At 69.5% G+C, this 12367-nt stretch carries 12 protein-coding genes; 3 read left to right on the plus strand and 9 right to left on the minus strand.

The features are described 5' to 3' along the window. Positions 1–7 precede the first annotated feature (7 nt). Together ACIBG5_RS21510 and ACIBG5_RS21515 are read left to right on the plus strand one after the other, a co-directional pair. The gene (locus ACIBG5_RS21510) at positions 8–1252 is read left to right on the plus strand and encodes an ROK family protein (protein ID WP_396393244.1); all 1245 of its coding nucleotides are present in this window, start codon (positions 8–10) and stop codon (positions 1250–1252) included. Positions 1253–1259: 7 nt separating this feature from the next. Beyond that, positions 1260–2534, plus strand: coding sequence for a glycoside hydrolase family 125 protein (locus ACIBG5_RS21515; RefSeq protein ID WP_396393245.1), 1275 nt, complete (start codon positions 1260–1262; stop codon positions 2532–2534). Here ACIBG5_RS21515 and ACIBG5_RS21520 read toward each other — a convergent pair. The 6 genes from ACIBG5_RS21520 to ACIBG5_RS21545 all read right to left on the minus strand — a co-directional run bounded on the left by ACIBG5_RS21520 (position 2527) and on the right by ACIBG5_RS21545 (position 7865). Beyond that, on the minus strand, positions 2527–3372 hold the full coding sequence (locus ACIBG5_RS21520; RefSeq protein ID WP_396393246.1) for an ABC transporter permease subunit: 846 nt from the start codon (positions 3370–3372) through the stop codon (positions 2527–2529). The genes ACIBG5_RS21515 and ACIBG5_RS21520 overlap by 8 nt on opposite strands. Beyond that, entirely contained in the window at positions 3362–4282 is a 921-nt protein-coding gene (locus ACIBG5_RS21525; protein ID WP_360443715.1) for an ABC transporter ATP-binding protein, read from the minus strand. The genes ACIBG5_RS21520 and ACIBG5_RS21525 overlap by 11 nt, the downstream gene beginning before the upstream one ends. Before the next feature lie 85 nt (positions 4283–4367). Next, positions 4368–5033 carry a response regulator gene (locus ACIBG5_RS21530; protein ID WP_396393247.1) on the minus strand — a complete coding sequence of 222 codons (666 nt, stop codon included), beginning with the start codon at positions 5031–5033 and terminating at the stop codon, positions 4368–4370. A gap of 39 nt (positions 5034–5072) precedes the next feature. Then, positions 5073–5738, minus strand: coding sequence for a response regulator (locus ACIBG5_RS21535; protein ID WP_396393248.1), 666 nt, complete (start codon positions 5736–5738; stop codon positions 5073–5075). Further along, entirely contained in the window at positions 5735–6865 is a 1131-nt protein-coding gene (locus ACIBG5_RS21540; RefSeq protein ID WP_396393249.1) for a sensor histidine kinase, read from the minus strand. The genes ACIBG5_RS21535 and ACIBG5_RS21540 overlap by 4 nt, the downstream gene beginning before the upstream one ends. A 295-nt stretch (positions 6866–7160) precedes the next feature. Beyond that, on the minus strand, positions 7161–7865 hold the full coding sequence (locus ACIBG5_RS21545; protein ID WP_396393250.1) for a FadR/GntR family transcriptional regulator: 705 nt from the start codon (positions 7863–7865) through the stop codon (positions 7161–7163). Positions 7866–7990: 125 nt separating this feature from the next. Between ACIBG5_RS21545 and ACIBG5_RS21550 the strand changes: the two genes are divergently transcribed. Then, positions 7991–9205, plus strand: coding sequence for an alpha-hydroxy-acid oxidizing protein (locus tag ACIBG5_RS21550; protein ID WP_396393251.1), 1215 nt, complete (start codon positions 7991–7993; stop codon positions 9203–9205). Positions 9206–9209: 4 nt separating this feature from the next. Here ACIBG5_RS21550 and ACIBG5_RS21555 read toward each other — a convergent pair whose 3' ends face one another. From ACIBG5_RS21555 to ACIBG5_RS21565, 3 genes are all read right to left on the minus strand, one after another. Continuing rightward, positions 9210–10355 (minus strand): sensor histidine kinase, encoded by a 1146-nt coding sequence (locus ACIBG5_RS21555; protein WP_396393252.1) that lies wholly within the window; start codon positions 10353–10355, stop codon positions 9210–9212. Positions 10356–10439: 84 nt separating this feature from the next. Further along, positions 10440–11078 carry a pyridoxamine 5'-phosphate oxidase family protein gene (locus tag ACIBG5_RS21560; RefSeq protein WP_396393253.1) on the minus strand — a complete coding sequence of 213 codons (639 nt, stop codon included), beginning with the start codon at positions 11076–11078 and terminating at the stop codon, positions 10440–10442. Next, the gene (locus ACIBG5_RS21565; RefSeq protein ID WP_396393254.1) at positions 11078–12355 is read right to left on the minus strand and encodes an MFS transporter; all 1278 of its coding nucleotides are present in this window, start codon (positions 12353–12355) and stop codon (positions 11078–11080) included. Before ACIBG5_RS21565 ends, ACIBG5_RS21560 begins: the two co-directional genes overlap by 1 nt. Positions 12356–12367: the final 12 nt, after the last annotated feature.

Here is a 12367-nt window from a genome sequence, read left to right on the forward strand (position 1 = left end):
GGGAGTTGTGAGCGTTCGCCGGGGCACGAACCTCGATCGCGTCGGCGGTTTCAACGACGCGGTGGTCCTCGACGCGATCCGCCGCAGTGCCCGACTGAGCCGGGTGGAGCTTGCCGAGGTCACCGGTCTGTCCGGCCAGGCGATCTCCAACATCACTCGCCGACTGCTCGAAGCGGGACTGGTCCGTGAAGCCGGTCGGCAGAAGAGCACCGGCCTGGGCAAGCCGCGCACTCTGCTCGAGCTGGAACCCGCCGGCCAGTACGCCGTCGGCGTTCACCTCGACCCTGCAGTCGTGACTGTCGTCGTACTCGACCTCACTGGCGAAGTGATCGCGCGTCGCAGTGTGGGTACGCCGCACGCCGACGACCCGGAGGTCCTGATCGACGGGATCGCGGCCACGATCGAGGACGTGATCACCGAGGCCGGGGCACCACGCGATCGCGTGACCGGTGTCGGGATCGCCGCACCCGGACCGATCGACGTCGAACGCGGCGTAGTCGTCGACCCGCCCAACTTGTCCGCCTGGCATCTGGTCCCGCTACGAGACGAACTGCACGAGCGGATCGGCCTGCCGGTCCTGCTGGACAAGGACGTGACGGCGGCAGCGTCGGCCGAGAAGTGGGCCGGCGGAGGCGGCAGCTTCGTCTTCTTCTACCTCGGCACGGGTGTGGGCGCCGGGCTGGTGATCGGCGACGAGGTGGTCCGCGGATCGTCCAGCAACGTCGGCGAGATCGGTCACGTGATCGTCGACCCGGACGGCCCGGTCTGCTACTGCGGACGCCGCGGCTGCGTCGGCGAGACCAGCCAGCCGCGCTACCTGGTCCAGCAGGCGATGCAGGCCGGAGTACTTGCCCAGGGCATCGACCTGGGCGATCGCGGCGCGGTCGACGCGGCGTTCGCCCGGCTCTGCGCGGAGGCCGGGAACGGTCCGGGACTCGCGCGTGAGATCGTCGCGGTGCTGGCCCAGCGGATCGCCAAGGTGGTCGAGGACATCGCGAACCTGCTCGACCTCGAACGTGTGGTGTTCGGCGGCCCGCACTGGGAGCAGCTCGCACCACTGCTCGGCGACGCGGTCCGAGTCGCCCTCGAGGAGCGGTTCCTGGTCCGCTCGGTGCACCCGTTCGAGGTCGCCGGTACGGCGCTCGGCGTCGACGTCGGCGCGATCGGCGCGGCCAGCCTGGTGCTCGACCAGACGTTCTCGCCCAATCCCTCGGTGCTGCTGCCCGACCGTGAACTCGTTGGTGAAAGGTGATGTGTCGATGATCGATCCCGAGGTTCTGTCCCGCGCCACCGAGGCGGTTCGCCGGGCGACCGGCGACGAGGTGATCGCGGAGATGTTCCGGCGGTCGATGGCCGAGAACCTGACCGCGGTGGCCGAACGGCTGCCGGACGGCACGACGTTCGTGCTCACCGGCGACATCCCGGCGATGTGGCTGCGCGACTCCGCCGCCCAGCTCCGGCCGTATCTGCTGCTGTGCAAGGACGATCCCGCCCTGCAGGACATGCTGATCGGCGTCCTGCATCGCCAGCTCGAGTACGTCGTCCTGGACCCGTACGCGAACGCGTTCAACCGCGAGCCCAACGGCGAGGGTCACACCGACGACGAGACCGAGATGTCGCCGTGGGTGTGGGAACGCAAGTACGAGATCGACTCGCTGTGCTTCCCACTCGACCTGGCCTACCGGCTGTGGCGGATCACCGGACGGGCGGACGTGATCGACGAGCGCCTGCGGGCCGCGGCCGACGCGATCATCGGCCTGTGGACCGTGGAGCAGGACCACGAGGCGAGGTCGCCGTACCGGTTCCAGCGGGACGAACCGGACATGCTGCCGTCGGACACCCTGGCCCGCGAGGGGCGCGGCCGGCTGACCCGGCCGACGGGGATGTCGTGGAGTGCGTTCCGGCCGAGTGACGATGCCACCGAGCTCGGGTTCAACGTGCCCGGCAACATGTTCGCCTCCGTGGTGCTCGGCTACTTGGAGGAGATGGCGGCCGAGGTGTTCGCGGACGAGTCACTGGCCGCGCGGGCCAAGGAACTCAAGGCCGACATCGACGACGGCATCGCGCGGCACGGCATGGTCGACCACCCGGATCACGGCCGGATCTACGCGTACGAGGTGGACGGCGCCGGTGCGACCCTGCTGATGGACGACGCCAACATGCCGAGCCTGCTGTCGATGCCCCTGAGCGGCTACGCCGCGGCTGACGATCCGACGTACGTCGCCACGCGCCGGCTGCTGTTGAGCGCCGAGAATCCCTTCTACTACAGCGGAACGCACGCCGCCGGTATCGGAAGTCCGCACACGCCGACGGACCAGGTGTGGCCGATCGCCCTTGCGGTGCAAGGTTTGACGAGCACGTCGGCGGAGGAGCGCCAGCGGTTGCTGGAGCTCCTCCGAGACACCACGGGTGGTACCGGCCAGATGCACGAGTCGTTCCACGTCGAGGACCCGGCCAACTTCACGCGCGAGTGGTTCTCCTGGGCGAACGCGATGTTCTGCGAGCTCGCGCTGGTTCACGCCGGGATCAGGTGACGTCCCGCCGCCGGGTCGTCCAGGCGGCCAGTCCGGCGAAGACCGCGCAGTAGGCCAGCAGGGTCAGGAGGGCACGGCCGCCGCTGACCGCATCCCGCACTCCAGGAGGCGCGTCGGCCGCGGTGATGCCGGTGACGGCGAACACCAGCGATCCGGCGTTGGTGCCCGGCAACGCGTTGGACACCACGTCGAGGTCCGGCAGCAGGCTGCTCACGACGCCGGCCAGCAGGGTCTCGATCCCCAGGATCCACACGACGCCCAGCCCGATCGGCAGCGCGACGTTGCGGAAGGCAACCGCCAGGACCGCGCCGGCCAGGCACCACATCATCAGCACCAACCAGCCGCCGGCGAGACCGCGCAGCAGGTCGAGCGGTCCCGGCCAGCTCATCGAGCCGTTCTCGGCCGCGGCGATCCCGATACTGCACAGCGCGGAGGCGACGAAGATGCCGAGCACCCAGACCACGATCATGGTGCCGAGGGCGAGGAACTGTGCGGTCAGTACGGAGGCGCGACCGGGCCGCTGGGTGAGGATCGTCTTCAGCGTGCCCCAGGTGTACTCGCCGCCGATCACGATCGCGCCCAGCACCAGGGCGAGCGCACCGGCGAAGATCGGATAGCCGCCGATCGTGTTGTCCAGTACGTGGCTCGGCAGCATGCCCTCGAGGACCTGGGCCCTCGGTACGCCGTCGGTCCCCGGGTTGTCGTCGCCGGTGGCGTAGCCGAGGTACGGCAGCAGATAGCCGAAGATCAGGCTCAGCACCAGCCCGGCGCCGAACAGCACCCACACCGCTGACCGCTTGCGGAGCTTCAGCAACTCCGCGCGGTAACTACCCAACATCGGTCTTCTCCTCGCTGGTGGTGAGCTCGAAGAAGATGTCCTCCAGAGCCCGTTCCGTGCTGTGCAACTCCGACACGGCGATCCCGGCCTCGACCAGGACCCGGTTCACCTCGGCGGCCCGGTCCGGGGCCACCTTGACCCGCAGGGTGTCGTCGTACAGGTGGACCGTGCCGGTGCCGAGGAAGTCGGTGAGGACCGACTGCGCGGTCTCCCGCGGTGTGGCCCGGACCACCAGTTCCTGCTCGCCGCGTAGGTCCTCGACGTTGTGCTCGGCAACCATCCGGCCGGAGTTGATGATCCCGACCCGGTCGCAGATCTGCTGCACCTCGCCGAGCAGATGGCTGGACAGCAGCACCGTCCGTCCCTCGGAACCGAGCTCCCGGATCAGCCGCCGCATGTCCCGCATCCCGGCCGGGTCGAGCCCGTTGGTCGGCTCGTCCAGGATCACCAGCTCCGGGTCCTTCAGCAGCGCGGCCGCGACCCCGAGCCGTTGCTTCATCCCCAGGGAGTACGTCGAGAACCGGTCCTTGGCCCGATCGGCGAGGTCGACCAGGTCCAGCACCTCGTCGATCCGTTCCCGCGGCACCTCGGCGTACTCGGCCAGCAGCCGCAGGTTGTCCAGACCGGAGAGGTACGGATAGAACGCCGGCGACTCGATCATCGACCCGGTCCGCCCGAGTACGTCGGCCTGTCCCGGTGCGCCACCGAGTACGCGGACACTGCCGCTCGTCGGCGCGATCAGCCCGGTCAGGATCCGCAACGTCGTCGTCTTCCCGGCGCCGTTCGGCCCGAGGAACCCGTAGACCTCCCCGGGCAGCACCGTCAGATCGACACCGTCAACCGCCAGGGTGTCGCCGTACCTCTTCGTCAACCCGGTCACCTCGACCAGCGGAGCAGCTGTCTCGTTCATACCAACGAGACTGCCGGTCGAGCGCCTGGCGCCGCGTCGGCCAGAGGGAGTGACCGCTCCTACCGCAGCCGGAGTACTCCGGGGGTCAGCCGAGCCAGCCGGGGCGGACGAGGCCGGTCTGGTAGGCGACGACGACGAGCTGGGCGCGGTCACGGACGCCGAGTTTGATCATGGCGCGGCTGACGTGGGTCTTCGCGGTGGCGGGGCTGAGCACGAGTCGCTCGGCGATCTCGTCGTTCGACAGGCCCTCGCCGACCAGGGCGACGATCTCCTTCTCGCGCTCGGTCAGCACGTCGAGCTCCTTGCTGGCGTGCGGCTGCCGGCTCCGCGTCGCGAACTCGGCGACCAGCCGCCTGGTCACGCCGGGGGAGAGGAGCGCATCGCCGCGCGCCACTACCCGCACCGCCTGCAGCAGCTCGACCGGCTCCGTGTCCTTGACCAGGAACCCACTGGCCCCGACCCGCAGGGCCTCGAACACGTACTCGTCCAGGTCGAACGTCGTCAGGATCACCACATGGACGTCGGCCAGCGCCTCGTCGGCCCCGATCAGCCGGGTCGCCTCGAGCCCGTCGGTCCCGGGCATGCGGATGTCCATCAGCACGACGTCCGGCTTCTCCGCCTGCGCGACCGCGAACGCCTCGGCCCCGTCGGACACCTCACCGATCACCGTGATGTCGTCCTCGGCGTTCAGCAACGACCGGAACCCGGCCCGCACCAACCCCTGGTCATCCGCCAGCAGCACCCTGATCATGCGCTCACGCTAGAGCATGCGTCAGGCCAAGCCACTGCGTCAGGCGAGTCCGGCGTCATGGGCGAGGAGGGCGATCTGGGTCCGGTTGCCGAGCTCCAGCTTGGTCAGGATGTGCGAGATGTGCGCCTTCACCGTCGCCAGGCTCATGTACAGCTCAGTGGCGATCTGCGCGTTCGCCTTCCCCTGCGCGACCGCGAGCATCACGTCGTACTCCCGTGGTGACAGCCGCTCGAGCGCCTGCTGTGCCGTCGTGTGCGCGTCCGCCTGGGTGGCGGCCCGGTCCATCAGCCGCCGGGTGATCGCCGGCGAGAGGATCGGGTCGCCCGCGGCCACCCGTCGTACGGCGTCGACGATCTGCGCCGGCGGGGTGTCCTTCAGCAGGAACCCGCTCGCCCCGGCGCGGAGCGCGTGCAGCACGTTCTCGTCGGTGTCGAACGTCGTCAGGACGACGACCTCCGGGGGATTGGTCCGGGCCCGGAGCCGGCGGGTCGCGACGATGCCGTCCACCCGGGGCATCCGCAGATCCATCAGCACGATGTCGGGGAAGTGCGCGTCCACCGCGGCCGGGACCTCGTCGCCGTCGGCCGCCTGGCCGACCACCGCGATCCCGCTCGTTCCGTCGAGCATCATCTCCAGGCTGGCTCGGACGAGCGCGTCGTCGTCCACCACCAGCACGCGGATGGTCGCGTTCTCGTTCCCGGTCATGCGGGCCACGGTAGCGAGGCTTCGAGCCGGAACCCGCCGCCGGGCGCCTTTCCGTGGTCGAGCGTGCCGCCGGCCAGGTGGACGCGTTCGGTCAGGCCGACCAGCCCGGTCCCGCTGCCCGGGGTGAGCGGCGTTCCGTTCGATGCCGGGTTGCTCAGCTCGATCCGCAGGCCGTCGCCCGGCCCGCCGGCCACGGTCAGCCAGACCGGATGCCCGGCCGCGTGCTTGCGTGCGTTCGTGAGCCCTTCCTGCACGACCCGGTACGCCGTCCGTCCGGTTGCCGGAGGCAACGTCGTCGCGTCGGCGACATGATCGTCGTACGAGACCGTCGTACCCGCCTCGCGGGACTCGGCCACCAGCGCGGGGAGATCGCCGAAGGTCGGCTGCGGCCGCCCACCGGGCATCTCGTCGATCTCGGTGTCGCGCAGCACGCTGATCACCTCTCGCAGTTCGTCGAGCGCCTGGTGGACGCCGGAGCGGATGACCCCGGCGGCCTTGGCGAGCTTGTCCGGCGACGAGTCCGGCCGGTACTCGAGGGCGCCCGCGTAGGTCGCCAGCAGCGACAACCGGTGGGCGAGAACGTCGTGCATCTCGCGGGCCATCTGGGTCCGCTCCAGAGTGCGCGCCTCGGCGACTCGCCGGCCCTGCTCGGCCTCGGCGCGCTCGGCGCGCTCGCGCAGGGAGTCCAGGAGTTGCTGACGGGCCTGGGTCCACTGCCCCCAGCCGAGCAGCGCCGCGTGGACGGCGAAGTCGAGGATGACGAACCACAGATAGCTGAGGTTGTCGAAGGAGCGCCAGAGTCCCTGGACGAGGTGGCCGGCGGTCCCGGCCAGCGCGACGAGGGCCGCCGTACGGAGCGGGAACCGTTGGGCAACGGTGAGCGTACCGACGGTCGAGGGGGGAGTGCCGGCGGGGGAGAGGGCTGCGAGTACGGCCAGGCCGAGCGCGGTGGAAACGGGCCGGCGGGGCAGCAGAAGGAGGAGTCCGGTCGAGACGATCCCGACGATGATGTCGAGCGGTAGCCATTGCGTGTCGCCGGTGCTGGCCACCCGGCCGTAGATGCTGGCGGCCGACAGGACACCGACGAGGGCCACGCCGACCAGGTACGCCCAACGATTCCGCCTCACGGGCGCACAAACCTCCATGCCGCCGACCCTAGGGCGGGCTGCGGTTCCCCACCACCGACCAAAGTCGATCCCTTCCCGACTCCGGACCACCCCGCCCGAGCCCCGCGGCCGATGCCGCGACACCTCGTCCTCAGCCACCGTGAACCCACCACCAACCACGGAGGCACCACCATGGCAACCAAACCCCACCACCCTGGACTCGACCGCTCCTTATCCCACCCCACCAGAGTCCTTCGCCGAGTCGAGGCCGACCCGTGTCCCCGCGTCGCACCGCTCTGACAGCCCAGGAGCGCTGCTAAGGAGTCTGCAACTGAGCGGCCTGGTAGAAGCCCCGGATATGCGCGGTCACCAACTCGGCCGCACTGTCCGGCTCGCCCGCACGGATCGCCGCCACGATCGCGCGGTGCTCGCCTCGCAGTGTGACCGCCATTGCCTCCCAGTCCGGGAGATTGGGTACGGCGGCCAGCACGTACCCATGGATCGCGGATCGCAACGACGCCATCACCGCGGCGATCAGCACATTGCCCGCCAGCCCGGACAGCGCCACATGGAACTCCGCATCGAGCAGGTGGAACTCCTCCGGCGACAACCCGTCGGCGTCCATCCGGTCCAGCAGGTCATCGGCGAACTTCAACTCGGCCACGTCCAGCCCCGGCGCACGCCCGGCGGCCTCCCGCGCGGACCACGACTCCAACAGGATCCGGGTCTGCACGACGTCGCTCATCGGCAGGTGATTGGTTGCCAGGTGCAACCGCAGTACGGCGGTCAGCGGTGACACCGGCTCCGCGACGATCACCGCGCCGGCCTCCGGACCGGACCCGGTCGCGGTCCGCACCACGCCCATCGCCTCGAGGACCCGGACGGCCTCGCGCACCGAGGGCCGGCTGATGCCGAGCTGCTCGGCCAGCGTCCGCTCACCGGGCAGCCGCCCGCCGATCCGCAACCGCCCCGCGGCCAGATCGGCCTCGACCCTGTGCAGGACCAGTTCGTAGTTCTTCACGCGACAACCCCCGCCTCGGTTGTGGGCGACTCTACCTGTGTGGTCGGACCACACGCTATGCTGTGGTCCGACCACACGATCAGGTGCGCCTGGTCGTCCGCCGAACCGGCCGTTCCGGAGTTCTGATGACCGATCGACAGCTGCCCAAATGGTCCGAGCTGAAGCCGCTGCTGCGGCCGAAGCCGATCACGGTGAACGCGACCGACCGCCGGCTGGAGAAGGCGCTCACCATCGCGGACCTGCGGGCGATCGCCAGGCGGCGGACGCCGCGGTCGGTGTTCGACTACACCGACGGCGCGGCCGAGGCGGAGATCAGCCTGCGCCGTGCACGCCGGCTGTTCGCGGAGATGGAGTTGCAGCCGTCGATCCTGCGCGACGTGTCCGACATCGACCTCGGGACGTCGATCCTGGGTGGGCGGTCCGAGCTGCCGTTCGCGTTCGCGCCGACCGGATTCACCCGGATGATGAACCACGAGGGCGAGAGCGCGGTCGTGAAGGTCGCCGAGGAGATCGGCATCCCGTACGCGCTGTCGACCATGGGCACCACCTCGATCGAGGACGTCGCCGAGGCCGCGCCGGCCGCGCGGAGGTGGTTCCAGCTGTATGTGTGGAAGGACCGCGACGCCGGTGAGGACCTGGTGAAGCGGTCGGCCGCCGCGGGCTACGAGGCCTTGATGCTGACGGTCGACGTACCGGTCGCCGGTGCGCGGCTGCGCGACGTACGCAACGGCTTCACCATCCCGCCGCAGCTGACGGCCAAGACTGTGCTGGACGCGTCGCTGCACCCGGCGTGGTGGGCCAACCTGCTGACCACGCGGCCGCTGACGTTCGCGTCGCTGTCGACCTGGGACGGTACGGTCGCCGAGCTACTGGACAAGTTGTTCGACCCCACGATGACCATCGACGACCTCAGTTGGCTGCGCTCGATCTGGGACGGTCCACTGATCGTCAAGGGCATCCAGACGGTCGACGACGCCCGCCGGGTGGTCGATGCCGGCGCGGACGCGATCGTGCTGTCCAACCACGGTGGCCGCCAGCTCGACCGAGCTCCGACACCGCTGCGCATCCTCCCGGACGTTCGCAAGGCGGTGGGCAGTGACGCCGAGGTCTACCTCGACACCGGCATCATGTCCGGCGCTGACATCGTCGCGGCGATCGCTCTGGGCGCCGACGCGTGTCTGGTCGGCCGTGCGTACCTGTACGGCCTGATGGCCGGCGGCCAGCGCGGTGTGGCGCGTGCCGCGGAGATCCTGACCAAGGAGGTCCGCCGCACGATGGCGCTGCTCGGTGTCTCGCAGGTGGCGGACCTCAACCCTTCACACGTCCGCCTGCCGGAGTAGGCCGCTACAGCGGCAGGTTGGCGATGATGCGCAGGCCACCCGTCGGCGTGCGGGTGGCGGTGAGTGTCCCGCCGAGGGCGGTGGCTCGCTCACGCATGCCGATGATGCCGTTGCCTTCCTTCGGCGGGCCCGCGAGGGACTGACCGTCGTCGTCGACCTGCAGTACGAGCGACTGTGCGCCGTACTGGATGCGGACGGTCGCCTCGCTCGCCTTGGCGTGCCGGACGATGTTGGTGAGCGACTCCTGGATGATGCGGAACGCGGCCCGGTCCAGTCCGGTCGGGAGCTGATGCGGATCGCCGTGGACGACAGTGTGCACCTCGAGGCCGGCCATCGACGTCCGGCTGATCAGATGCTCGAGCCGTTCGAGTCCCGCGACCGGTTGGCGTGGTGCGGTCTCGTCGGACTGCCGCAGGATGCCGACGATCGAGCGCAGCTCGACCAGGGCTTCCTTGCTGGCGTCCTTGATCGCCGAGAGCGCCGGTCCGGCCTGTTCGGGCTGCCGGTCGACCAGATGCAGCGCGGTCGAGGCCTGCACGTTGATCAGCGAGATGTGGTGCGCCACCACGTCATGCAGCTCCTGTGCTATCCGCAGCCGTTCCTCACCGGCCTTCCGCAGCTCCGCCTCCCGGCGGGTCCGGGCTGCAGCCATGACGCGGTCGCGGTGCGCCCGGAAAAGCTCGGCAACGAATCCGAGTACGACGAAGCACGTGGCGACGAGGAGGACCTGGTACACACCATCCTCGTTGATCCCGAGCACCAACCGGCCGAGGAGGTGCCCGACGTACAAGGTGATGAGGCCGGCCCAGCCCGCCAGCCGGTAGCCGCGCCGGATCACGCTGAAGACCGCGATCACGAACGCGAAGATCACCGGGCCGTACGCGTACTGCATCAGCATGTAGACGAGCGTGGACCCGACCGTTGCCCACAGCACCGGAATCGGCCGGGTCTGCAGCCAGTACAGTGACACCGTCCCGATCAGCACCAGAACGACCATGAACCAGTCGGCGGCCCGGCGTTCCGGTTCGCCCCTGGACGCGCCGAGCGAGCCCACCACGCCGATCAAGGAGAGGACCAGCGGCAACGCGATCCGCCGCACCCGGGCCAAGGCGGTGGGTGCGGTTTCGGTTGTCAGGTCAGTCGTGCTCACAGTACGAAACCGTACGGGGCGGCGCGGTCAGGTGTCATCGTCGCCACGGAGTACTTCGTTCTGCTCCGTCGGGAGTATCCGGAGTCAGTACTTGACTTTGTAGATCTTCTCCTCGTACGCCTTGCCGTAGTACTCCTCCAGCTCGGCCAGATCGGTGTCCTTCCGCTCGAGGGTCTTCGAGATGGTGGCCCGGTTCGCCACCGCGGTCGGGTCCCAGGTTTCGGGCTTCCACAATCGCGAGCGCAGGAACGCCTTCGAGCAGTGATGGAAGACCTCCTCGATCTCCACCAGCAGCGCGAGCTGCGGCCGGTTGCCCTTCACGATCATCTCGTCGAAGAACGGCGCCTCGCGGACGATCCGGGCCCGGCCGTTGATCCGGAGCGTGTCACCGCGGCCCGGGATGAAGTAGACCAGGCCGACGTGCGGGTTGGAGAGGATGTTGGTGAAGCCGTCGACCCGCCGGTTGCCGGCGCGCTCGGGGATCGCGATCGTGCTGTCGTCGAAGACCTTGGTGAACCCGGCCGGGTCGCCCTTCGGCGAGACGTCGCAGCTGCCGTCGGCCGCGGACGTCGCGATCAGGCAGAACGGCGAGACCGACAGCCACTGCCGGTCGAGCTCGTGGAGCTCCTTGCGGGTCTTGTTGGCGGCGGCATCAAGCGGCTCCGGGACCACGCTGCGCAGCTCGTCGTACGTCGTGATCTCGACCAGTCCGGGGATGTCCATCAGACGGCGCTCTCCTTTGCCTGCAACGGATGGTCCGTCTCGCTGACGGTCCTCGTCCGTGCAGCCCATCGTACGGCGGGACCAGTTGCGCAACTGGTCCCTAGGAACAGTGCACCCACAGCGATCCAGCCGATCGGACCCCACCCCAGGACCACTGTGGTCAGCAGCGCCGGACCGAGCATGCGAGCAATCGCAGGGCCGGTGCCGAAGAAGCCCTGGTACTGGCCCTGCTTGTCGGCCGGCGCCAGTCCGAAGCTGATCTCCCAAGCACCGGACGCCAGCTTCATCTCGCCGAGCGTCAGCAGCGCAGCGGCGGCGACCAGTACGACGGCCGCGGTCCACGCGCTCATCTTGGCGGCGGAGATGGCGAACACCGCGCACGCGGCCAGCATCGCGACTCCGGCGAACCGGACCGAGCGGGTGGCGGTGCGCAGGTCGCGAACGCTGCGGGCGATCCGCACCTGGAAGAACGTGACTCCGAGCGTGTTGACGATCAGCAACGATGCGACCACCCAGTCCGGTGCGTCGGTGTGCGAGACGATCCACAGCGGTGTCACCAGGCTGAGCAGCGGCATGAACAGCAGCATGATCGAGTTCAGCAGCGCGAGGACGGCGTACGGGCGGTCGTGCAGTACGGCGAGCCGCGGCTCACCCTTCACCCGCAGTCTGACCGCCACAGACGGCACGCGGTGGAGCAGTCGGGCCGCGATCAGGAAGCTGAGCGCGTCCAGTGCGAAGACGGTCAGGTACGCCGTTGATGTGTCGAAGCGGAGCGCGAGGCCGCCGAGTGCGGCGCCTGCTGCGAGGCCGGCGTTGACTGTGGACTGGAGGAAGGCTCGGATGCGGGTGCGCTCGGCCGGCGTGACCAGACCGGCCAGGAGTGCTTGCCGGGCGGCGGTGAGACCAGTCTGGCTGCAGGCGTAGACGATCGCGGCGACCAGGAACAGAGCGAAGCTGCGGACGAAGAGGAACGAGGCAACCGAGGCCGCTGTCGTCAGGGCGAGCAGGACGGCTGTGCCGCGAGGGCCCCGACCGTCGGCGAGGTTGCCGAGCGGGACACCGGTGAGGAAGCCGACCAGCCAGGCGATCGTGAGGCCGAGGCCGACCTCGGCGGTCGACAGTCCGACGACCCGGGTGAAGAACAGTGCCGAGGTGACGATGAACGCGCCGTCGCCGACGGAGTTGGCCAGCTGCGCCATCGCGAGGTCGCGGGGTGCTCCGGCCGGCGGCAGGATGCTGCCGCGTCCGCTGCGGATGCGGTCTGTCGTGATGCTCATCGGAGTCTCCCT

It is taken from the genome of Kribbella sp. NPDC050241, from assembly GCF_044459685.1.
Lineage (GTDB): Bacteria > Actinomycetota > Actinomycetes > Propionibacteriales > Kribbellaceae > Kribbella.